Below are 23,329 nucleotides of genomic sequence, written 5' to 3' on the forward strand. Positions count from 1 at the left end.
AAATTCACGGCATGGATTGTGCCGAAGAAGTATCGTTGATCAAACGCGAACTGGTGCCGCTGCTCGGTGGCGATGAGCGTTTGGGTTTCGACTTGCTAAGTGGTCGACTAACCGTCGACCTCGATGGCGTTGACGTTACTTCCGGTGACGTGTTGGCGGCGATCGAGCGAACCGGGTTGAAAGCTGAAACGTGGGAGAACGCACAACAGTCCTCCGACGACCAATCGTTCTGGGTCAAGCATCAGCGGGCGATCATGACCGCGATTAGGGGTGTGTTCGGCGGGATCGGGCTGGTGATTCATTTGCTCTCAGGCGGATTCGACGGGGCCGTCGCAACGCCCGCGATCGTTTGCTACCTGATCGGAATTTTGGCCGGGCTGTATTTGGTGCTACCGAAAGCTTGGCGAGCACTGGTCACCTTGCGGCCTGACATGAATTTGCTGATGTCGGTCGCGGTGATCGGGGCGATCGCGATCGGCGAATGGTTTGAGGGAGCGGCGGTCGCATTCCTGTTTTCGCTGTCGTTGTTGCTGGAATCATGGAGCATCGGTCGGGCTAGACGGGCGATCGCTTCGCTCATGGACCTGACGCCGCCGGTCGCTCACCTGCGACACGAATCTGGAGAAGTCCGCGACGTTGTTCCTGCCGAGGTGCCGGTTGGTTCGACCCTGATCATTCGACCGGGCGAGAAAATACCGCTCGATGGGGAAGTCACCGTGGGCATTAGCGACGTCAATCAGGCACCGATCACCGGCGAAAGCGTGCCAGTCGAAAAGCAGGTCGGTAGTGAGGTGTTCGCTGGAACGATTAACGGCGACGGCTTGCTGGAAATGCGAAGCACCAAAGCCGCTGAAGACACGACGTTGGCCCGCATTATTCAGATGGTCGGCGACGCCGGATCGAAGCGTGCTCCGTCAGAAAAGTGGGTAGAGAAGTTTGCCGCGGTCTACACACCGGTGGTGATGGCGGTCGCGTTGTTGATGCTTTTAATTCCGACTTTGCTGCTCGGACAACCATGGTCGGTTTGGATCTATCGGTCGCTGGTGTTGCTGGTCATCGCCTGCCCATGTGCATTGGTCATTTCTACACCGGTGTCGGTCGTCGCATCGCTGGCCGCCGCTGCACGCAATGGCGTGTTGGTTAAAGGCGGCGTGTTCATCGAGCTACCTGGTAAGCTGGTCGCGATCGCGATGGATAAGACCGGGACGCTAACCAAGGGTGCCCCCGAAGTCATCGACGTCGTTCCGATGAACGACCACGACGAAGAAGAATTGCTAACGCGCGGCGGAGCCTTGGAACTCAATAGCAACCATCCGCTCGCACGAGCCATCGTTGATGAAACCAAGAAACGTGGCATGACGATGCCGCCAGCCGAATCGTTCGAAACGATTCAAGGCAAGGGGGCGACCGGAGTCATTAATGGTAAAAGCTACTGGCTCGGTTCGCATCGCTATTTGGAACAACGCGGTCAGGAAACCCCGGAGGTTCACCAGCAACTCGAAGCGATGCAGGAGGCCGGGCGAACCGTCGTCGTGATCGGCAATGACCAGCACGTTTGCGGCTTCATTACGCTGGCCGATGCCATCCGTGACGAGACTCGAGAGGCAATCAAGACTTTGCACCAAGTCGGCATCAAGCAAATCGTGATGCTGACCGGCGACAACGAAGGCACCGCCAAAGCGATCGGCAAGGAGTCCGGTATCGACGAAGTCCACGCGGAGTTGTTGCCTGAAGACAAAGTCGCGGCGGTCGAACAACTCGTTTCACGTTACGAGCATGTCGCGATGATAGGCGATGGCGTGAATGACGCACCCGCCCTAGCCCGGGCTTCATTGGGACTTGCGATGGGAGCGGCGGGAAGCGACGCCGCGATTGAAACAGCAGACATCGCCCTCATGTCCGACGACCTGTCGAAACTACCTTGGCTGATCGAGCACTCGCGACGAACGTTGTCCATCATTCGCCAGAACATTTGGTTTTCACTGGCAATCAAAGCATTGTTCGTCGTGCTGACCTTGGCGGGAGTGGCATCACTGTGGGCCGCCATCGCGGCCGATATGGGCGCTTCCCTACTGGTGATCGCCAATGGTCTGAGGCTGCTCCGCTGCTGAGACGTTAAAATCGTTACAACCCGATCGCGGATTCTTCCGAATGTTCGCACTTGCGGAATCGCAACTAACAATCCGATCGTACCCATCCGATGGAAAGCATGGGCTGGTCTGTATTTTCACGGAGGAAGACGCGGTGATCGCGAACGATAGGACCAGTACGCGCCGGCGGCGAGCAAGACGCTTGTTGCTTTTGGCGGCTTTGGGTTTCACGAGTGGTTGCCAGTCGGTTGGGCAGCATGTCGCTCAATCGACTTCGAGCGAACACGTCTCGGCGACGAACCAAACGCGGGTTGTTGAACCGCCTATCACCGTGCGGACGGTTGCGTTCACGGACGATGACGACTTGCAGGTCAGAGATCTTGATGAATTGGACGAACTCGACGTCGAGCTTGATGATTTGGATTCGGATGGTGGTGCCTCTGCCAACGATCCCGCGTCTCTACGCGACGCGATGGCTTTGGACGCGGCGAACGAGACGGTTGAAACCGCTCCGTTCATTCAGGACCAGTATTCCTACGGTTTTGAGCAACCCGCCGGACTGACGCTTCAGTCAATTGAGTCGATGGCATTGGGTTCGCATCCGGCCATCGCGGAAGCTCGTGCTCGTGTCGAATCAACTCGCGGGCAATACGTTCAAGCGGGCTTGCCGTTCAATCCGGTGCTGCAATATCAGTCGGATGAGATCGGCAACGAAGATGCCACCGGTCTGCATTCGGTGCAGATGTCTCAGCAGTTCGTTACCGCCAACAAGCTGGGGATTGCTCAACAGGTGCAGGCCCGCGAGATCCAAAAACAGCAAGCTGCGCTGCGAATTGCGGAGCTTCGCGTTTTGACTCGCGTTCGTGCTGCGTTTGCGACAGCCATCGTATCGCAGCGAAGGGCCAACATTGCTGACCAGATTGTCGAGTTGGCTGAGAAGTCGATCGAATCAGTGAATGCCCTGTTGGAAGCCGAAGAGGTTTCCAAAATTGCTTTGTTGCAGGCTCGCGTTGAAGCTGAGCAAGCGCGGATTACGGCGGAGAACGCTCGAACGCAGTTGCAAGCCAACCTGCGGACGCTTGCCGCTGCTGCCGGGATGCAAACACTGCCGCCCGGACCGCTTAGCGGCAACGTGGGTGACGATCTGACCGGCGCGCCGTGGGAAGCATTGCTCGCCGAAATCTCGACCAACAGTCCCGAACTATCGCGGGCCGGATCGGAGCTTGAGCGAGCTAAATGGTCGTTGCAACTTGCCTGTGCCCAAGTGACGCCGAACGTGACGGGAACCGTCGGTGTTGGTGTCGATGCCGCTACGGATGATACGTTCGCGGTCATTGGCGTCAGCGTTCCGCTTCCCATTCGCAACCGCAATCAGGGCAACATACGCAGTGCCCGAGCCGACATCGCCGCAGCGTCGGCAGCGATCCAGAGCACGCAACTCAGCCTAGAAGCCCGGCTCGCCGAAGCCGTCGGCCGCTACCAAGTCGCGTTGGAACGCTACACCCGCTTGCAGGAATCGGTCGTGCCGACCTCGGAGGAAACCTACAAGCTCTCGTTGGAGGCATTTGATGCGGGCGAAACCGATTTCCTACAACTGTTAACAGCACAGCGAACACTCTTCACGACTCAATTGAACGTCCTGGATGCCGCCGGACAAGCCAAGCAGGCTGCTGCGGAAATCGAAGGCCTGTTGGTGACTCTGAGCCTGTGATTTCCCGCGATACCGCCACCAGAAGATGCGTAATCTGACGAAAGTTTGACATTACTATTGGACTGGTATGGTCGTTTCCACCGTATCGACCGATAATACCGTTGTACCGTACCCGAAGGATGTTTTTGTGTCTGTCGTTTGTCGTCTCACTACCGTCGCCGCATTACTGCTGCACCTGATTTTCGGGTGTTCGCTGCATCATGCTGACGCGTGTGGGCACCACGACCATGACGGATGCCAGCACACCTGTTCAGCGGCTGATTCACCAAGTGTCCACGACGATCACGCGTGTGGCCACGATCACGAGCATGATTGCTCGGGTGAAGAAGAGACGGTGGATTCGATCCACAATGCGATCGAGTTAGCGGCTCCGTGTTGTGCCTGCGAGTCGCAACCCTGTGATGGAAACCATCCGGGGTGCCATGGCGTCGTCGAATGCAGTTTTGTGCCTTCAAGTGATGTCGTGTTCATCATTGATGCTCCGTTGGTCGCGTTCGTGACTTATGAGCACGATCCGATGCTGAGCTTCATTAGTTCGCTATCGGCCCGTCATTTGAATCAGCGGTCGCCGCAGGTTGCGACGGACTCTCTCTCCCATTGTGCTTCTCTCTGCACGTGGATCATTTGAATTGAAGATTGTTGATTGAAGATTGACGATTTGGAAATGCGTTTGCGCGTCGCCAGATTGTTGAATCCTTCAGTCCTCTTTTGAAATCTACATTCTTCAATCTCAAATCAACAATGTGTTTGCATGTCCACGCTAAGAGCTTGGCTGGTGCGCCTGCGCGCCCCCGTTTTGACCGTCCTGGCGATGGCAATCGCGATCGTCATCGGCGCGTTCGCCTTTACCGACTATCCACAACAATTTGGCCTCGTTGCCACTGCGGTCGATGAGTCTGATCCGCACGCGGGTCACGATCACGGTCCAGGTGAACACGATCACCACGGCGACGACGACCATGCCGGACATGATCACGAGGGTCACGAAGCGGGTCAGTCGATTGAATTGAGCCAGCAGGCTCGTGCGAACTTGCGGCTGACGACGGAGGCCGTCACGGTCGGTCCTTACACGAGCTACATCGAAGTCCCCGGCATGGTGACGCGCTGGTCCGGTGAAACGCATGTGTCGATCACGTCACCGCTTACCGGCGTGATCAACGCGATCAACATCTCTCGTGGCGAGATGATCAAGAGTGGCGAGCCGTTGTTCACGCTTCGGCTGACGCACCAAGACCTCGTCAATACGCAAGAAGACTTTCTCTCGCAGCTCGGGCAACTGGATGTCGAGGAGCGGGAGATTCAGCGGCTGACTTCGGCGTCCCGATCGGGCGCGATCGCTGGGAAAACGCGAATAACCCGCGAGTACGAACGCGACAAATTGCAGGCGAAAATCCGTGCGGCGAAGCAGTCAATGTTGCTGCACGGTTTGAGTGAAGACCAAATCGCAAGCATCGAACGCACTCGCACGTTGGTCCGCGAAGTCGTCGTGACGGCCCCCTTGGTCGAAGAAGACAATTCACTGCATCACGAATCGCTGGGCGAAGCGAACAACCGAGTCTCGGGCAACCCGAGTGCAAGATTAGCGGCAATGCAACCACCGCCGATGTCGCTGCCTTCGCACAATCACATTGACGCTGAGTTCTTGGTCACAGAACTGAGTGTTCGACGCGGCGAATCTGTTAGCGCTGGTCAGCAGATCGCGCAGCTGTCGAATTACAGCCGCTTGCTAATCGAAGGCCAAGCGTACCAGCGTGACGCAGGTCTGTTGCGAAAGGCTGCCGATTCGGGTGCTGAACTGCAAGCCACGATGACCGGTGCGGGCGACGAAGTCGAAACGATCACGGGATTGAACGTGGTCTACATCGGAAACGAAGTCGGTACCGAATCACGGTCGCTGCCATTCTATGTCGGACTGACCAATGAGATCGAACGCAGCGAACAGCGTGGCGACAAACGCTACGTCAGTTGGCGATACAAGCCCGGCCAACGGCTAACCGTTCGGCTTCCACAGTCGCAAGTCGCCGACGCGATTGTTGTTCCCAAGGACGCGGTTGCCGAAGAAGGCCCCGAGCGATTCTTGTTCGTCGAGAACGGAGATCACTTTGATCGTGTTCCGGTGGAAGTCATTGCGTCGGACAGCGTCAACGTCGCGATCAAGAACGACGGCCAAGTTTGGCCCGGTCAGACGATTGCCGTTAGCGGTGCTCATCAATTGCAGATGGCGATGAAGAACCAAGCGGGCGGAGCCATTGATCCCCACGCAGGGCACAACCACTGAGTTGTTCGCTTTGCCAAACCAAATTTTTGAGGGATCAAGATGCTAGATAAAATCATTCACTTCTCGCTGAACAATCGACTGATCGTGCTTGCGGTTGCCGCGATCATGCTGGGCGTTGGTGCGTGGCAATCCTTGCAATTGCCGATCGACGTGTTTCCAAATTTGAACCGGCCGCGTGTGGTGGTCATCACCGAAGCGCCGGGGATGGCACCAGAGGAAGTCGAGACGCTGATCACGTTTCCGTTGGAGACCACGTTCAACGGTGCCAGCGGCGTTGAGGCAGTCCGCAGCAGCAGCGGCATCGGTCTGTCAGTGATCTATGTCGAGTTCGAGTGGGACACCGACATCTACAACGACCGACAAGTCGTCAATGAACGTTTGCAACTTGCCGCTGAGCAATTGCCCGACGGCGTGAAACCGACACTCGCACCCATCTCGTCAATCATGGGACAGATTCTCATGTACGGCATGTGGAGTGAAGGCGGCAAAACCGAGCCGATGGAGGTTCGCACGCTGGCCGATTGGGTCGTCCGTCAACGATTGCTGACGATCCCCGGCGTGTCACAAGTCTTTTCAATGGGCGGCGGCCGGATGCAGTACCAAGTGCTGGTGAATCCGGACTTGCTGCGTGAATTCGGACTGACGATGGACGATGTCCACACCGCTGTCAGTGAGTCCAATCTGAACGCGACCGGTGGTTATCTGGATCAGCGTGGTGCGAACGAGTTGCTGGTTCGAGGACTCGGGCGAATCACGAGCCTCGCCGACCTGAAAGAGATTGCGATCACACTTCGGGACGGTCGCCCGATCACTTTGGGCGACGTGGCCAAAGTCGTCGAAGGCCCGCAAGTCATGCGTGGCGATTCGTCCGCGTATCTACGCACTGATGATGGGACGGTCGAAGGCGGCCCCGCAGTTGTTCTCACCATCAACAAGCAACCCGGCAGCGACACTCGCGCCGTCGATCAAGCGATTGCCGAAGCGCTCGAAGAGTTGAAGGTGTCCCTGCCGGATGACATCCGAATCGCCAACGTCTATTCGCAGCGTTCATTCATCGACCGAGCCATCGACAACGTCGTCGAAGCTCTCGCAGACGGCGGCGTGCTGGTCTTGGTGATCCTGTTCCTCTTCTTGCTGAATTTTCGCACGACGTTCATCACGCTCACCGCAATTCCTCTGTCGATCATCGCAACCGCGTGCGTTTTCGCCGCTTTCGGTCTGTCGATCAACACCATGACGCTCGGCGGGTTAGCGGTTGCCATCGGGGAACTGGTCGACGATGCGATTGTAGACGTGGAAAACATCTTCCGCCGGTTGAAAGAGAACCGCCACTGCGATTCCCCCCGACCGACACTCGCCGTGGTTTACGACGCCAGCATCGAGGTGCGCAGCAGCGTGGTCTACGGGACGGCGATTGTCGTTCTGGTGTTCATCCCGCTGTTTGCTCTCGAAGGTATGGAAGGCAAGCTCTTTGTGCCGTTGGCGATGGGATATGTCGTCTCGCTGATCGCGTCACTGGGCGTCTCGCTAACCGTCACGCCGGTACTGGCATCGTTACTGTTGGTCGGCCGGCGCGTCTGGCAAATCGTGGTACCGATTCTTGCTTTTGGGATCGCCGCGTTAACGATGTACTGGGTCGTCCCGCGTGCGATTCACATTCTCCATTTGCCGTTTGAACTGCCAGGCAATCCGCTGTGGTGGTCGCTCGTCCTGACGCCAGTGGTTTGGGTTCTGATTCAAGTGACCGAACGACTGCTCGGCGGTCCCGAAGCCGAGGAAGGCCGGTTGCTGGAGGGACTCAAAGGCATTGCCGGTTTGGCGATTAACTTCAGTACCAAATTCGCCGGTCCCGTGCTGGGAGTCGCGGCCGTCATGGTGACGTTCGCGTTGTTCGCGGTTTCGCAATTAGAACGTGACTTCTTGCCGCCTTTTAACGAGGGAGCCGTTCAGGTCAACGCGTTGCTTGCACCGGGCACATCGCTGGCGACGAGCAACCAGATCGGGCAGAGCGTGCAAGAGGAGTTGATGAAGATCGAATCGGTCAAGTCGGTCGCACGTCGAACGGGCCGAGCGGAGCTTGACGAACATGCCGAAGGCGTCAACGTCACCGAGTTGTTCTTAGAGATCGCTGACGACGCGGATCGCGAAGGCACGATCCAGCAGATTCGCGAAACGATGGAGGACATTCCGGGCGTGGTGTCGAGCACCGAGCAACCGCTGGCCCACCTGATCAGTCACATGATCTCGGGCGTCAAAGCGCAGATCGGCATCAAGCTCTTCGGCGACGATCTAGACGTGTTGCGGAACAACGCGGAGGAGATGAAACGACTCATCGCGGACGTGCCGGGATTGGCCGACGTGATGATCGAACAGCAGACCAATATCCCGCAGCTTCGCATCGAGCTAAATCGTAAAGCGCTAACGCAAAACGGGCTGCGACCGGCCAACGTCATGGAATTGGTCGAGACGGCGATGAATGGGCAAGTCATTAGCCAGGTGCTGCTCGGCCAACGCACGTTTGATCTGATGTTACGAATGGATGAGCCGTACCGCGAGGACGTCACCAAACTCAAGCGTCTTGCCGTCCCACTTCCCGATGGAGGCACGTTGCCGCTTGAGGCGGTGGCGAACATCTACGAGAGCGGCGGGCCGAACATGATCAAGCGCGAACAGGTACGGCGTCGAATCGTGTTGCAAGCCAACGTTTCCGAGCGAGGCGTCGTGGACGTTGTCAGCGAAATCAAAACGCGACTGGCAGATTTGGAATTGGAGCCGGGTTACTTCATCGAATACGGCGGCCAATTTGAAAGCCAGCAATCGGCAACGCGTCGATTGATGATTCTTTCGGGCGTCGCGTTGCTAGGCATGTTCTTGGTGCTTTACACGTTGTTTGGCAACGTCAACTTCTCGATGCAGGTGTTGGTTGCGTTGCCGACGGCGTTCATCGGAGCGGTCGCGGCACTCGTCATCACGGATCAAAACCTAACGGTCGCAGCGATGGTCGGTTTCATCTCGTTGTGCGGCATTGCCAGTCGCAACGGCATCCTGCTGCTGAACCACTACATCCACTTGGTCGAACACGAAGGCGAATCGTGGACGGGTGAGATGGTGCGTCGCGCGGGCCAAGAACGGATGGCTCCAGTGCTGATGACGGCACTGACGTCCGGCATCGGTTTGCTTCCGCTCGCACTCGCCGCGGGCGAACCCGGCAAAGAGATTTTGTATCCCATCGCCACCGTGATCGTTGGCGGATTGTTGACCAGCACGTTGGCGGAGTTCTTCGTTCGACCGGCGTTGTTTTGGACGATCGGTGTCGGCGCGGGCCAGCAGATTGTTCGCGATCACGCGGGAGACATAGGAGATGAGAAATCGGGCATGGGGAGTGAACACCTCAGTCCTGAACCTGAATTGGTCACAAGTTAGTTGTTTGTTCCGGTGCGTTGCCGGAGTGATGTTTTCTGTTTGAGAAGGTTTCCACGGAGGATTTGAAATGTTGAATTTACGGATGTTTGCAGTCGCGGCTTTGGTCGCATCGATTTCGTTGGGTGGCATGTTGGCGAAGGCCGCTGAGCCGAACACGGCTGCCAAAGAACTGGTGTCGTATCGCTTGGAGAAGTGGAAGACCACACACAGCGAAGGCGAGAAGGCGGACAAGTTGGTCGGCACACTGAAGAAACTTCGCTGCGAAGTCAAAGTCGGCTCGCACGGCGGACACATGGACGTCAACTACCGCTGTCCAAAGTGGCAGCAGATGGCGTTGAAAAGCCACGAAGAAGCTCACCAGTGGGAAGCATGGTTAAAGAAGCTCGGCTTCGAGACCAAACACGCTCACTAAGAATCGCGGAATTGGGAATGGGGGATAGGGAACTTCGTTCTATCCCCCATTCCATTCCCTGACTTTCATCCGCTCATCCCCATCCTCTCATCGGTATCCAAAATGAAAATTCATCTATTCGCTCTGACCCTCGCTTGCTTCACTCTTCTCGGATGTTCAAAGAAGGACGTGCAGGTCTCCGAAGCTCCGGAAGCATCTGGCCCTGTCGAGATAGACGAAATGCCACCGATGATTGAGATGGATGGGCATCCCGAGCACGGACCCCACGGCGGCGAGTTGGTCGAACTAGGCAAAGAAGCGTTCCACATCGAAATGATGCACGGCACCGGAGCGGTCGCCATGTATGTCCTTGATGGTTCGGCAACGCAGCCGGTCGCGATCGAAGCCGAAAAGCTAACGGTCAGCCTAAAGCATGATGGCAAAGTGAAGTCGTTCGAGCTTCCCGCCGACCCGCAAGGCGAAGACGCAGCTGGCAAGTCGTCACGATTCGCTTCGACCAATGCCGAAATGGACCAGTGGCTCGAAGCCGAGGCCGAAGGTGCGGTCATCGTGCAAATCGAAGGCAAATCCTACACAGGCAAGATTTCGCATGATCACGATCATGACCACTAAGAACGTGAAATCCACAACTGATAATTGACCAATTGAGCATTAAACAATTTGCTCCAGTCGTGTGCGGTGTCTCACCGTAGACGGCAAGGCTCCCGACCCATCATACGACTAGCCCTCGTTGGGTCGGGAGCCGCTTTTCGTAATAGACAAAAGACGACGAAATCATGATAGACAACAAGAGCCGCTCTCAAGTCAATGCAATCCTGCCCGGCGACCAGCCGCATTGGTACCCCCGGTGGGTATTGGTATAACTTCTTCAATGGGCCAGCCCGATGAACGCAAATCGACCGAAACGATCGCCTCCGAGACAATCGCCGCTGCGATATCTGGAGATCGTTCTGCGTTGCGCTCGATCTACCAGGCGACGTCGGATCGTGTGTTTCGCTTGATGGTTCGGATGGTCGGTCAGCAGGACGCCGATGACTTAACGCAGCAAACTTTCGTCCGAGCGTTTACGAAGCTCGATCAATTCAGTGGCGAGTCGAAGTTTGAAACGTGGCTGTATCGACTGGCCACCAACGAGGCATTGCAACATCTGCGCCGCGAGAAACATCGGCGGACCGAAGAACTGGTGGTCGAGCCGACCGCTGACCAAACCGACCACATTGAGCAAGACGAACGAGTCGCGATGGTACGCCAGGCACTCGATCAACTCGATCCGGAACTACGGTCGATCTTCACGCTCAAAGAAGAGAGCGGTCTGTCATACCAAGAGATCGCCCAGACGCTAGACATCCCCGAAGGTACTGTTGGATCGAGGTTGAACCGGGCACGGCGTGAATTGCGGAGGTTGATAGATGGGAGTCGGGAGTGAGGGAGGAGCGAGTTGTGTTCTCCCTTCTCCTTCACCCCCAACACCCCTACTTCTTATTGAGGGCAACCTACAGTGCGATCCAACTGGGCGATCGTGCCGGCTAGCGTAGCGTCGATGCGGGCGAGTTGGGTCTCGAACATTAAGAGCTCGCGGTAGGTTTCTATCAGCGTGAAGAAGTCCGTGCGTTTGCCACGGTAGTCGGCGATCGAAAGTTCAAGTGTGCCTTCGGTGCGGGGAATGATGCGGTTTTCATAGATATCGCGTTGTTCCGCCAATGCGTCGGCTTGAACGATCAGGCGACGGATCTTTCCGTAGAGTTCGTCGCGTTCGGCTTCGAGGCGACGGGTGGTGCTGCTGCGTCGGTGAGCGGCTTCGCGGATGCCGGCGTTAATCTTTTCCCGCCAGATCGGCAGCGTCGTCCCAAAGCTGATGCTCAGGTTGTCGTTCCCGTTGGCGACAGGACTGATCACATCGTGACCGTCGCTGATCAATCCCCAGCTGAGGCCGACATTGAAGTCAGGATACTGCTGCAAACACGCCAAGCGTTCCTTGTCGCGGTCGCGTTGAATTTCCCACGCAAGACCCCGCAGTTTTGGATTGCATTGTTCGGCCAACGCGATCAATTCTTCAATTTGCTGGGGCGTGTCAGTGATACCGAGTTCATCCGTTGCTTCGGGAAGCAAGTCAACAGGTTGTTGCAGCAGCGTTGCGAGGTCGGCTTGGGCGACTTGCTTTTGTCTGCGAAGCGTGATGAGTTGTTCGTCGAGGCGATCGGTTTCAAGCTGAGCGCGCAGCACGTCTTGTTGCGAACCACCGCTGCGGTAGCGGGCTTCGGCAACGTCAGTCAAGTCAGCGACGAGGTCTTTGGTTTCCTCGATGATCGCGATCGCACGTGTGGCAAACCAGACTTCGTAGTATGCCAGTCGTACGGACTCAGTGATCTCGCGAGCGATTCCGTCGACTTCGGTTTGAGCGATCTGGACTTCGCGACTCGCAATGATGGCTTTCGTTTTTAGCTTGTCGGGAAACGGGACTTTCTGGTTAACCGACATCTGATTTCCGACACGACCGCCTGCGGTTTGCAACGCGTTGTCATGGAACGGCCAGAACGTGTTGTTGAACGTTGGGTCGGGAAGTGCTTTGGCTTGCGGGATGACGTTTGATGCGGCGGCGACTCGCTGTCGTGCGGCAAGGATTTTCGGGTGCCGCGATAGTGCTTCGTTGACGAAGAACTCGACTGGGGCGGTGGGGGAGCTGGGAGTGGGGGAGTCTGGGAGAGGGGGAGTCTGGGAGTCGGTGTTTCGAACTTCATCTTCATCGCTCTCCCCATCTCCCTGACTCCCCCTCTCCCCATCTTCTTCAGGTGGATCCAATTGCAGGAAGTCGCTGAAGCTGCGGCTCGATACATCTGCCTCTTCGCTGTCCAATCCCAGCTCACCGTCGTTGTCTTGTGGCAGCGTGAACGCGGCGGGCGAGGCGACGACCATGCCATCGTTGAAGCCAGCCAATTGCACTGGCGTTTCGACAGATCGATAGGCAATTGCCTCCGGCCGCGTGTTCGTTGAGACTGTTTCAGCGGCGACGAATGAGGTCGCTTTTTGGGTGTCCGAGGCAATTTGGACGCCTCTTTGGGTCGCACAACCGGACATGGAGGCGGCGATCAGTGCACCAAGCAATATTCGCTTGGTTTGTTTCGTAGCAGGTGTCCAATATTGCCGATCCATGGCATTTCCGTCCTGTTCCGTTACACTGAAGAAGTCAAAGTTTGCCTAACCGGGTGATTCCTATTGAACTTTTCGGCCAGATTTCCGATACAGTTCACATACCGGGCATGGGTATCTATTTCGGAAGGCCATAGTGAACAACTTCCCCCTAATTCGCACCGCCGTTAATCTTTGTCTGATCGCTGCAATGGTGATTCAGCCGATGGCGTTGGTGGCTGCGCAGGGAACATGTGCTCAAGGTCAGTGCTGCGAGGCCGAGACGGTCTGCCACGCTTGCAAATGCTGTGAAGTGAAAACGGACGGCGAACTGTGCGGTTGCTGTAGCGGCAATGAAGAAGACGCCAGCAGTTGCTGCACGAAGAAAGGCGAACAATCAAAGCACGACGACCTGTTCGGTGAAATTTCTGATGTCGTGCCCGAGCCACCGAAATCCGACGACGAGAAATTGGTTCAAGACCAATTTGCGTTGTCATCGTGCATGTGTGGCATTCGATCAGAACCGCTAGCACCGGCACCACATCGCGTACCTGTTCCTCAGGTTCGTGATTTGGTCGTGATTGCGTACTTGGATCACGTTGCATCCGAGGCTGGACTTTCAATTCGTCCAGATCAACTGATGTCACGATTGCCGATCGGCGATCACTCACCGCATTTCTCTCAGCGGTTTCTTTGCATCTGGCGCATCTAGCGTCGTCTCGATAGGAGAGCTGCGCGCTCGTAGCTCTTCGTTTTCAAGTTGGCTTTCACGCGAATGATGCTGCGCGCTCGTTCCGAATGAAGTCTATCCAGATGCAATCCCTACGCGATTTGATCGCGTCACCAAAACAATGAACCGGTCACAGCCTGGAGGCGATGACTGGTCGATGATGCGATCCCCTCCGTCGCGTCGTCGGCCAGTCACCTCTTGAGCTGACGTTCGTGGATGGAACCACAAACGCGTGCCGGAAAACGCCGCGAGAACTGTCATGAATCAGGACGAACCAATCGAACCCAACAAAGCCGACGTTGACGATAAAGTCAGCAGCGTGGATACGGATGCGCGGACCGATAGCGAGCCAGTGGAAGCGGTGGCCGAAGAAACGACCACGCCTATTGAAGCCAAGCCGACCCCACCGCAAAGTGATGGCGGGATGAAGTGGCTGGTGCGCACTGCTGTGCAAGCATCAACGGTCGTCGTCGTAGTCGGACTCGTATTTTTTCTGCTCGGTGTCGCACAGCGAACGAAGTGGCTGACTGCGGATGGCTTTTCCGGGGGCCAAGGCGAATCCGTTGCAGAATCCGGCGGTGGCGAAGACAAGCGATACATCTGTCCAATGATGTGTACGCCACCGTCGACGGAACCCGGACGGTGTCCCGTGTGTGCGATGGAACTGGTTGAAGCAACTGGAGGTGGAGGCGGCGACGGCATCTCGGTCACGATTGAATCATCGGCGCGACGATTGGTCGGCATTCGAACCGCGATGTCAAAGATGGGTGAAGTCAATCGCACCATTCGCACGATCGGCTCGATCGACTACGACGAAAGCCAACTATCGACTATCAGTGCCTACATCGACGGCCGCTTGGAAAAGATGTACGCGAACTATGCCGGAGTGAAGGTCAAGGAAGGCGATGATCTGGCATTGATCTACAGCCCGCAGCTCTACACCGCTCAAACCGAATTCATCACCAGCATGAACAGCGATGGCAAGATTGGTCGCTTTCAAATCTCTGGCGGCGATTTGAACAAGATGGCACGGGAAAATTTGACGGAACTGGGGATGACGGAAAGTCAGATCGAGCAGTTGGGGAAGTCGGGTAAACCAATGTCGCGCATCCGCATCAAGTCACCGCAGAGAGGAACCGTGATCGAAAAGTCAGCGGTTGAGGGCGACTACGTGAAAACGGGAGACAAGCTTTACCGTGTAGCCGACCTAAGCAGTGTTTGGCTGATGCTTGATCTGTTCCCCGACGACGCATCGGCTGTTCGTTTCGGCCAACAAGTTGAAGCGGAAATTCAGTCGATGCCGGGCGAGGTATTCACGGGCCGCGTCGCTTTCATTGACCCCACCGTGAACCCGAAGACGCGAACGGTTCGCGTCCGTGTCGAGATCATGAACTTCGACGGCAAGCTGCGACCGGGCGACTATGCCACTGCTCGGGTGACCGTGCCGGCGATCCCAATGGACCAAGTTTACGATCCGGCACTGGCGAACAAATTCATCAGCCCGATGCACCCGCAAGTCATCCGCGACGAACCCGGTAAGTGTCCGCTTTGTGACATGGATTTGGTGCCGACGTCGCAGCTTGGGTTCGCATCAGAACCCTTGCCGATGCAACAAGTCGTGACCGTTCCGCGCGATGCCGTGCTTCTGGCTGGTGAAAACAGCGTGATCTACGTCGAAACCGAACCGGGACGTTTTGAGATTCGCCGAGTTGCGGTCGGTCCCATGAATCGCAAAGAAGCGGTGATTGTGGAAGGACTTTCGGCTGGTGAGACGGTTGCGACGGGCGGCAATTTCCTGATCGACTCACAAATGCAGCTCGCCGGCAATCCTTCGTTGATGGACCCGACGAAAGCACCGAGCTATTCGCCGGGACCGCTGGAACTTCCCAATACTACTCCTGTCATGCTGGCCAGCGACGCTGGCAAAACGCTTGATCGAACCTACGACGCGTACTTTGAAATCCAATGCGCAATGGCGGCCGACCAAACGCCTCCGCCCGTTGCGTTGAATACGCTGATCGAAGGTCTCCGCGAACTGGAAATGTTGGCCAATGTTCCCGATGAAGCTCAACGGCGGTTCGCAACTGCTCGCCGCGCGGCGTCACGCATGGACGGTTCGTTAGAAACGGCTCGCGAGGCCTATCGCGGTGTCAGTCACGCAATGTTGCGAGCGGCCACGGTGGCTCGCGGGCCGAAGACGGCTGTGAAGTTGACGCACTATTACTGCCCGATGGTTCCCGGCGGCGGTGGCGACTGGATGCAGCCCGGCGGCGACTTGCAGAACCCATATTGGGGCAGCGAGATGCTGACGTGCGGCGAAGTAGTTCGTGATATGGCAATGCCCGCGGGCATGGTTCCCTCAATCGCGCGCACGGTGCAATAAGGAGACGAACCATGCTTAATCTAATCATTCGCTTCTGCGTTAAAGAACCTTGGCTGGTGGTATTGCTGACCATTGGTCTAAGCGTCGCTGGCTGGGTCAGCTTCAAGTCGATTCCGATCGACGCGATTCCCAACATTGGCGAGAACCAAGTCATCGTGTTGACGCCTTGGCCGGGTCGCTCGCCAAAGGACATCGAAGACCAAGTCACCTATCCGCTGAGCGTTTCGTTGCTCGCTGTTCCCGGTGCGGAATCGGTGCGTGGCAAGAGCATGTTCGGCTACAGCTTTGTGCAGGTCACGTTCAAGGACGAAATTGACTTTTACTGGGCACGCAGCCGAGTTTCTGAGCAACTCGGCAGTGCCGCGTCACAGTTGCCCGATGGCGTCGTGCCACAACTTGGCCCGGACGCGACCGGATTGGGACAGGTTTACTACTACACGCTTCAGCCACCCGAGGAAGGCATGGGGCTGGCGGAACTTCGCAGCATGCAAGACTTCGTTGTGAAGTACGAATTGCAGGCGGTCGAAGGGGTCAGCGAGGTCGCGTCGATCGGCGGTTACGTGCGCCAGTATCAAATCGAAGTCGATCCCGACAAGCTTCGCTTTCACAACGTATCGCTCGACAAGTTGGCGATGGCGATCAAGGGATCGAATTTGGACGTCGGTGCTAAGACAGTCGAAACGACCGGCATGGAGTTCATCGTCCGCAGCAAGGGGTTCCTCGGCTCTGGCGGTGACAAAGACAAAGCGGTTGAGGACATCGAGGACACCGTCATCATGCAGCGTGACGGAGTTCCCGTTCGCGTCCGCGACATTGCCAATGTGCAGATTGGCCCTGATTTTCGTCGCGGTGCATTGGATTACAACGGAGCCGAAGCAGTTGGCGGCGTGGTCGTGATGCGATACGGCGAAAATCCTCGAGTCGTCATCGACCGCGTGAAAGCCAAGATCGCCGCGATAACGCCATCGCTACAAGGAGTGACCATTCATGGCGTCTACGATCGCAGCGGACTGATCGACGAGACGATGGCGACGCTGACGCATGCGTTACGCGACGAGATCATCATCACGGCGATCATCATCCTCTTGTTTCTATTGCACATCCGCAGCAGTTTCGTTGTCGCGATCTGTTTGCCGGCAGCCGTGCTGATGTCGTTCATCGCGATGCGGTTCGTCGGCGTCGGAGCGAACATCATGTCGCTGGCGGGGATCGCGATCGCGATCGGCACGATGGTCGACATGGCGATCATTGTTTCGGAGAACATCTACCAGCATCTTTCGGATTGGGAGTCTGGTAGCGAAGAGGCTCGGATCAAACAACCTCGCACGGAAGTCGTCTACGAGGCAACGGTTGAAGTCGCACCGGCCGTCGTGACCGCCGTGGCGACAACCATTGTCAGTTTCTTGCCGGTCTTCTTTTTGACCGGTCGCGATTACAAGCTGTTCTCTCCGCTGGCTTACACCAAGACATTTGCGATTGCTGCGGCGATGATCACCGCCGTCACGATTGTGCCGGCACTGTGCCGTTTGATGCTGCGAAGCAATGTGCGTCGCAAGAGTGCGGCTTTGCTCGCTGGCGTTTCGCTGGCCGGACTTCTCGGTGTGGCTTCGCATTTCCTTTGGGGGTCGCGACTCGCAGAGCGATTCGGCTTGGAAACCTGGATCGTGACCACCGTCGCCGCAGTGATCGGATTCATTGCCGGTTGGCAATTGCTGCGAGAGCGGATTCGGCCAATCGAAGAGATTCCTTCCAGTCGCTTCGTTCGTTGGATTTACGCAGCCCGATTGCGATACGCCCTGAACCACAAAGCGGTTGCGCTTTCGTTTCCGTTGATGCTGTTGATCATCGGCGTGGGTGCCTACGTCGGAATGCCAACCGTGCTCCGTCCGGTCGAAAAGTTCGCCAACTTGTTCGGTGCCGATCTGAATGACTTTCCCGGCTACGTCGATGCCAAGCATGTTTTTACGGGGTTGCAGAGCGACGACTGGATCGCCCTAGACGAAGGAAGCTGGTTCTACATGCCGACGCTGTACCCGGCAGCCAGTTTCTCGCAAGCGATGCAAGTGTTGCAGACGCAAGATGTTTTGATCGGCCAGATTCCCGAAGTCAAAGATGTGCTTGGCAAGATCGGTCGCGTCGAATCGGCACTCGACCCCGCGCCGGCCGCGATGGTCGAAACCTATGTGATGCTCAAACCCGAAAGCGAGTGGCGAGAAGGCGTCACGGCTCGCGACGTGTGGGACGAAATCAACCGAGTCGCCACGTTGCCCGGTGTCACGCCCGCGTCGGCGTTACAACCGATCGAGGGCCGAGTCGTGATGTTGCAGTCTGGCATCAAGGCACCGATGGCCATTCGAGTTTACGGCAACGAACTCGACGAGTTGGCTGACGCGGCCATGAATGTCTCCGCTGAGCTGAAGAAGTCGCCGCTGATCAACGCCGGCACCGTCAATCCCGATATCGTGCTTGGCAAACCCTACGTCGAGTTCACCGTCGATCGTGAGGCGGCATCGCGGTACGGGATGAGTTCGTCGATGGTGAACCAAGTCATCGAGACCGCACTCGGCGGGATGAATTTAATCAAGACCGTTGAAGGACGTGAGCGTTATCCAGTGCGGCTCCGTTACAACCGCGACCTCCGCGAACAGATCGACGGCCTGAAACGCTTACCCGTCGTCACACATTCGGGGGCGGTCGTACCGCTCGAAGAACTCGCGACGCTGGAAACGACTTGGGGGCCGGGTGCAATCAACAGTGAGAATGGCCGACTGGTCGCTCACGTTTCTTTCATGACCAATGGCAGCAAGGGCGATTTGGAATCCGTCTCCGCGATCGAAGAACAGCTCCGCGAGGCTCAGTCGCTGCCTCCGTCGGACCCGAATCGGTTATCGCTGCCAGCGGGATACTCTCTCGAGGCCGTTGGTAGCTTCCGAAATCAGATCGAAGCCAACAGGCGTTTGATGTGGATCATTCCGATGGTGATCTGCATCAATCTGATGTTGCTTTACATGGAGTTCCGAAACCTCTCGATTTCGTTGGCCGTGTTCTCCGGTATCCCCGTCGCCTTCGCTGGTGGCATGATTGCAGTGGCAACGATGGGCGTCGAACTCAATACGGCAGTATGGGTTGGCTTCATCGCGTTGTTCGGACTAGCCGTCGACGATGGCGTGGTGATGGCGACCTACATCCATCAACTGCTGAAGAAACGTAAAGTCGAAACGGTCGAAGATATCCGCAACACAGTCTACGAAGCTGGACTGAAACGCATTCGACCTTGCATGATGACAACGGTGACGACGCTTGCCGCGTTGATTCCAGTGTTAATTGCGACAGGCCGTGGTGCTGACGTCGCCCGAGCGATGGCGATTCCCGTGTTCGGTGGCATGTTAGCTGAACCGTTCACGTCGTTTATTGTGCCGACGCTCTATTGCGGCTACCTGGAATTGAAAATGCGTTTCGGATTTCAAGACGAGCTTTGGGAAGGCACCGAAGCGATGCCGGAGGAGGAACTCATGAAAGCGGCATAAAACTTTTCGTTTGACCGTGAAGGAATTCACGACTCAGGCATCCAATCAATCAACCTCACCAAGATCGACGGACCCAACGGACGGTGTCCTGAAACTTTACAACGGAGTTCTCCCATGAAACGAACACTCATCATCACCGCTTTCTCACTCGCGATGTCCACATCGGGCGTGTTTGGGCAGACGATTCAATCGCAGCACAATCACGCTGGGCACAACCACGTGATGCCCGGCATGACGCAGGCTCGCGAAGCGACGCAAGCAGGGCCGCATGGCGGCAGTTTGAAACAAACCGGCAACCTGCAAATCGAAACGATTGTTTCACAAGGCGGGCTGCAAATGTTCGTCTATGACCGCGCTGGTCAGCCGGTTTCGGTTGACCGGGGACGCGGTGCCGTTTCGGTACGAGTCGAAGGCAATGCGAAACGCTATCGCTACGACCTGTTACCCGATGGCAAAGGAGCGTTGACTGCTCCTGTGAACTTGTCGCAAATCGCTGGTCGACAGATTGACGTCGATGTGCAATTGGTCGGTATTGCGGCCAGCACAATCTCTTTCAACGAAGTCGCCACCGTTCCGGCCAGCGAGCAACAACTGGCAGCCGCGGCGATCGCACGACAAAAGATCTGTCCCGTCAGCGGCAAACCGCTCGGCAGCATGGGTGATCCCGTCGCCGTCGATGTCAACGGACAGAAGCTCTACGTTTGCTGTGCAGGCTGTGTGGGCGCGGTCAAGTCGGACCCGGCTAAGTATGCCGCCGGTCGCCCGCAGATCACGGTCACCACAGCGACCCAAGCTGATGCAGCAGCCATTGCCGCCCAGAAGGTTTGCCCCGTCATGGACGAACCGCTCGGCGGCATGGGGACACCGATCAAGGTGATGGTTGGTGACAAGCCGATCTATCTGTGCTGTAAGGGATGCATCAAGAAGATTCAGGCCGAGCCCGCGAAGTATTTGGCGATGGTTTATGGCAACGGCACGCAAGCCAGTGCCCAGCCTGCTGCCACGACGACGGCAAAGATCACTGTCTCGACCTCAACCCAAGCCGACGCAGCGGCCATTGCGGCCCAGAAGACCTGCCCCGTCATGGATGAACCACTTGGTGGCATGGGTATACCGATCAAGGTGATGGTCGGCGATAAGCCGATCTATCTGTGCTGCAAAGGATGCATCAAGAAGATTCAGGCAGAGCCAGCGAAGTATTTGGCAATGGTTTACGGCAGCGGTAATCAAGCGTCCGTTCCCGCAGGTACCGAACAAGTTCGGGAAGGCATCTTCAAGGTCGTTTCTGCCGATGCGCCGTTCATTGCCGCACAAAAGAAATGTCCTGTGATGGACGAACCGCTTGATGCGATGGGTGGGCCATACAAAGTCAATGCGGATGGAAAGGCGATCTATATCTGTTGCCCTGGATGCGCGAAGAAGATTGCGGCCGAGCCGCAAAAGTGGTTGGCTGTTCTGAAGTCTCAAGGAGTTGATGCTCCATTGATTCGTTAATCAACTCGGGAGCGAGAACTGCTCGCTTTCGATCTGACTCACGCGGGGGCGGTGTCGCGGCTGATTCACGCAAGTGATGACGTCACCACGCCGTCCCTGCCTTTTTGTTTTCAACTTACGACAAGGACGTCGTCATGAAATCGCTATGGAAATATTGCGCAACCGCAGCGCTCGTTTTGCCCCTCTCGCTATCCGCCGGATGCCGTTCGCTGCCCTGGCTGGGCAATCGAAAAGACGAACCGGCAATGACCGCTCAGCAATACGCCGAGCAAGCTGCCGCCAACATTCAATACGACACGAGGGTTGATTTCGACACCGACTATCAACCGCCCGCAGCAAATTCGTTCACAACCGCTCCCACTTCAGTTTCGCAGCGTCCCTCATCAGGCGGCGAAAGCTGTTGCCACTAACGCAGGAGCACGTTCTACCATGAAGTCTCAATCTACACGCTCGATACGTTGGTTGGCGTATCGAGTGGTCCGTCGTTTTGCGATCGCGAACGTCAGTCACTTCTATCAGTCGCCGATCGACACGATGCCGCGAACGCCGACGCCTGACAGCTACACGATTGGTTCGTGTTCATCCAAACGGCTACGAGAACACGCATCCGAGTTGGATTACGCAATCCCAGAGCGGGACTTGGAAATGCTGGACGCCGGCGCAGCCAAATGCATTGCAGCCTTTCAAGCCGATTCGCTCGCCGGGTTCGCTTGGGTCGCCTTTGGAAACATACCCGGTGAAATGAACCACGACGGCAAGCCCGAAACTGGTCTGCCAATCCAACTCTCCGACGAAGCCGCTTTCGTATTCCAAGTCTTGGTGCTTCCTGCCTACCGAGGACGACGACTGTACGCGGCGATCTTGAGCAGGATGGCCGACGAATTGCAACGCGACGGCATCCGACACCTGGTGCTGACGACCGAAGGATCGAACCACAACGCCCTGCGAGCGGTCGAGCGAATGCAATTCCAAAAAGTCGGCCAAGCATCGTTCTTTCGCATCGGACCACTCAGTCGATCAACCTACCCGACGCTTTCAAAAGATGTTGGATTCACAATCGGACGATATCTCGGCGACGATACCGCAGCCCATTCAAGTTAACTGAGCCACCAACAGCGTGGTGTCATCGAAGGCCTTGCGCCCCTTGCGGAACGTTTCGATGGACGACTCAAACGCTTCAACCAGTTCCCGAGCGTTGCAGCGTTTGACCGTGTTCATCAACTGCTCAATCCGCTCGGTTCCGTACTGTTCTTCACTCGGGTCAAACGCTTCAGTCACTCCGTCGCTAACAATGACTAAACGGGCCGCATCACCGAGCTGGATTGTATCTTCGTTGTATTGGGTATCCTCTTCGACGCCCAAGATCAGGTCGCCCACATTCAATCGCACCGGTGTTTCGCGTCCAATCTGCAAGAACGGAAATTCATGGCCTGCATTGGCGTAGGTCAGTTGTCGCCTTTTTGGGTCAACGACCAGTAGCGTCATCGTCGCAAAGTGTCCCATCATCACGTACTCGCAGTATCGCTCGTTGACATCTGTCAGAATCTGGGCAGGGCTGGACGATTTCTTTGCCGCTTCCGACACAAACGCCTTCAGCAATGTCGCCGCCATCGCGGCCGGCACTCCATGACCCGACACATCCGCGACGCAAAGTAGATATTGTCCATCAGACAATGGAATCACGTCGTAGTAGTCACCGCCAACATCGTCGGCCGGCTCGAACAATTCGGCGACGTCGATTCCAACCAATCCATTCACCGTCGGTCGTAAGTTCTGTTGAATTTGACGTGCCTTTTCCATGTGAACGCGATGGTCGCGCTGAGCGTGATCCAAAGCCTCGGTCATCGAATTGATTTGATCGGCGAGATAACTCAGTTCTCGACAGCTTCGCGTACGTGCAATCACGCTTAGGTCTCCGGCGGCAACACTCCGCAGCGCCGAAACGAAACCTTGGATTGGTTTGGCGATCAATTGCCGCAGTACCGCGCTGACCACGAAGGCAGTAATCCCTCCCAGCAATAGGACTCCGAACATTTGGATCAACAACGAGCGGCGTGTTGCGCCCACAACGGCTGAACGTTTCTCTGAAATGTAGACCGTGCCCGCTGATCCAGTGAAAGACCCGACAACGAGCGCGCCGGTAGCGTTTGATCTG

13 protein-coding genes are annotated in these 23,329 nt (G+C 56.6%); 11 read left to right on the forward strand and 2 right to left on the reverse strand.

All coding sequences use genetic code 11. The annotated features are described in order from the left end of the window. Nucleotides 1-2: 2 nt before the first annotated feature. From H1B37_RS21870 to H1B37_RS21900, 7 genes are all read left to right on the forward strand, one after another. Complete coding sequence (locus H1B37_RS21870; RefSeq protein ID WP_182868803.1) at nucleotides 3-2,111, forward strand: heavy metal translocating P-type ATPase; 2,109 nt, start codon at nucleotides 3-5, stop codon at nucleotides 2,109-2,111. Nucleotides 2,112-2,454: 343 nt separating this feature from the next. After that, complete coding sequence (locus tag H1B37_RS21875) at nucleotides 2,455-3,801, forward strand: TolC family protein (RefSeq protein WP_196784630.1); 1,347 nt, start codon at nucleotides 2,455-2,457, stop codon at nucleotides 3,799-3,801. A 751-nt stretch (nucleotides 3,802-4,552) separates the two neighbouring features. Beyond that, nucleotides 4,553-6,079 carry an efflux RND transporter periplasmic adaptor subunit gene (locus H1B37_RS21880; protein ID WP_182868804.1) on the forward strand — a complete coding sequence of 509 codons (1,527 nt, stop codon included), beginning with the start codon at nucleotides 4,553-4,555 and terminating at the stop codon, nucleotides 6,077-6,079. Between the two features lie 39 nt (nucleotides 6,080-6,118). Further along, nucleotides 6,119-9,502, forward strand: coding sequence for an efflux RND transporter permease subunit (locus tag H1B37_RS21885; RefSeq protein ID WP_182868805.1), 3,384 nt, complete (start codon nucleotides 6,119-6,121; stop codon nucleotides 9,500-9,502). Between the two features lie 67 nt (nucleotides 9,503-9,569). Further along, nucleotides 9,570-9,914 carry a hypothetical protein gene (locus H1B37_RS21890; RefSeq protein ID WP_196784629.1) on the forward strand — a complete coding sequence of 115 codons (345 nt, stop codon included), beginning with the start codon at nucleotides 9,570-9,572 and terminating at the stop codon, nucleotides 9,912-9,914. 219 nt (nucleotides 9,915-10,133) lie between these two features. Further along, on the forward strand, nucleotides 10,134-10,526 hold the full coding sequence (locus H1B37_RS21895; RefSeq protein WP_286178016.1) for a hypothetical protein: 393 nt from the start codon (nucleotides 10,134-10,136) through the stop codon (nucleotides 10,524-10,526). Nucleotides 10,527-10,785: 259 nt separating this feature from the next. Further along, nucleotides 10,786-11,340, forward strand: a complete 555-nt coding sequence (locus H1B37_RS21900) for an RNA polymerase sigma factor (RefSeq protein ID WP_182868806.1) — start codon at nucleotides 10,786-10,788, stop codon at nucleotides 11,338-11,340. A gap of 53 nt (nucleotides 11,341-11,393) precedes the next feature. Here the strand turns inward: H1B37_RS21900 and H1B37_RS21905 are convergent, their stop codons facing one another. Continuing rightward, on the reverse strand, nucleotides 11,394-13,064 hold the full coding sequence (locus H1B37_RS21905; RefSeq protein ID WP_007326683.1) for a TolC family protein: 1,671 nt from the start codon (nucleotides 13,062-13,064) through the stop codon (nucleotides 11,394-11,396). A gap of 965 nt (nucleotides 13,065-14,029) precedes the next feature. On the opposite strand from H1B37_RS21905, the gene H1B37_RS21910 reads away from it, so the two are divergent. The 4 genes from H1B37_RS21910 (at nucleotide 14,030) to H1B37_RS21925 (ending at nucleotide 22,275) form a co-directional block, all read left to right on the forward strand. Further along, nucleotides 14,030-16,153: a heavy metal-binding domain-containing protein gene (locus tag H1B37_RS21910; protein ID WP_220498315.1), complete on the forward strand. Its 2,124-nt coding sequence runs from the start codon at nucleotides 14,030-14,032 to the stop codon at nucleotides 16,151-16,153. A gap of 11 nt (nucleotides 16,154-16,164) precedes the next feature. Further along, nucleotides 16,165-19,680 (forward strand): efflux RND transporter permease subunit, encoded by a 3,516-nt coding sequence (locus tag H1B37_RS21915; protein ID WP_145295124.1) that lies wholly within the window; start codon nucleotides 16,165-16,167, stop codon nucleotides 19,678-19,680. Between the two features lie 279 nt (nucleotides 19,681-19,959). Beyond that, nucleotides 19,960-21,174 carry a hypothetical protein gene (locus tag H1B37_RS34000; RefSeq protein WP_286178020.1) on the forward strand — a complete coding sequence of 405 codons (1,215 nt, stop codon included), beginning with the start codon at nucleotides 19,960-19,962 and terminating at the stop codon, nucleotides 21,172-21,174. A 429-nt stretch (nucleotides 21,175-21,603) separates the two neighbouring features. Next, entirely contained in the window at nucleotides 21,604-22,275 is a 672-nt protein-coding gene (locus H1B37_RS21925) for a GNAT family N-acetyltransferase (protein ID WP_145295118.1), read from the forward strand. Here H1B37_RS21925 and H1B37_RS21930 read toward each other — a convergent pair. Further along, entirely contained in the window at nucleotides 22,267-23,208 is a 942-nt protein-coding gene (locus H1B37_RS21930; protein ID WP_231131368.1) for a PP2C family protein-serine/threonine phosphatase, read from the reverse strand. The genes H1B37_RS21925 and H1B37_RS21930 overlap by 9 nt on opposite strands. Nucleotides 23,209-23,329: the final 121 nt, after the last annotated feature.

The sequence above is a fragment of the Stieleria mannarensis genome (genome assembly GCF_014154935.1).
GTDB classification, from domain to species: Bacteria; Planctomycetota; Planctomycetia; order Pirellulales; family Pirellulaceae; genus Stieleria; species Stieleria mannarensis.

What these genes read in the sequence shown, in the direction of transcription:
- H1B37_RS21900 (WP_182868806.1), top strand. Translation starts at nt 10,786, where the DNA reads ATGGGCCAGCCCGATGAACGCAAATCGACCGAAACGATCGCCTCCGAG.
- H1B37_RS21930 (WP_231131368.1), bottom strand. Translation starts at nt 23,208, where the DNA reads ATGTTCGGAGTCCTATTGCTGGGAGGGATTACTGCCTTCGTGGTCAGC.
- H1B37_RS21905 (WP_007326683.1), bottom strand. Translation starts at nt 13,064, where the DNA reads ATGGATCGGCAATATTGGACACCTGCTACGAAACAAACCAAGCGAATA.
- H1B37_RS21885 (WP_182868805.1), top strand. Translation starts at nt 6,119, where the DNA reads ATGCTAGATAAAATCATTCACTTCTCGCTGAACAATCGACTGATCGTG.
- H1B37_RS21895 (WP_286178016.1), top strand. Translation starts at nt 10,134, where the DNA reads ATGCCACCGATGATTGAGATGGATGGGCATCCCGAGCACGGACCCCAC.
- H1B37_RS21880 (WP_182868804.1), top strand. Translation starts at nt 4,553, where the DNA reads ATGTCCACGCTAAGAGCTTGGCTGGTGCGCCTGCGCGCCCCCGTTTTG.
- H1B37_RS21890 (WP_196784629.1), top strand. Translation starts at nt 9,570, where the DNA reads ATGTTGAATTTACGGATGTTTGCAGTCGCGGCTTTGGTCGCATCGATT.
- H1B37_RS21915 (WP_145295124.1), top strand. Translation starts at nt 16,165, where the DNA reads ATGCTTAATCTAATCATTCGCTTCTGCGTTAAAGAACCTTGGCTGGTG.
- H1B37_RS21910 (WP_220498315.1), top strand. Translation starts at nt 14,030, where the DNA reads ATGAATCAGGACGAACCAATCGAACCCAACAAAGCCGACGTTGACGAT.
- H1B37_RS21925 (WP_145295118.1), top strand. Translation starts at nt 21,604, where the DNA reads ATGAAGTCTCAATCTACACGCTCGATACGTTGGTTGGCGTATCGAGTG.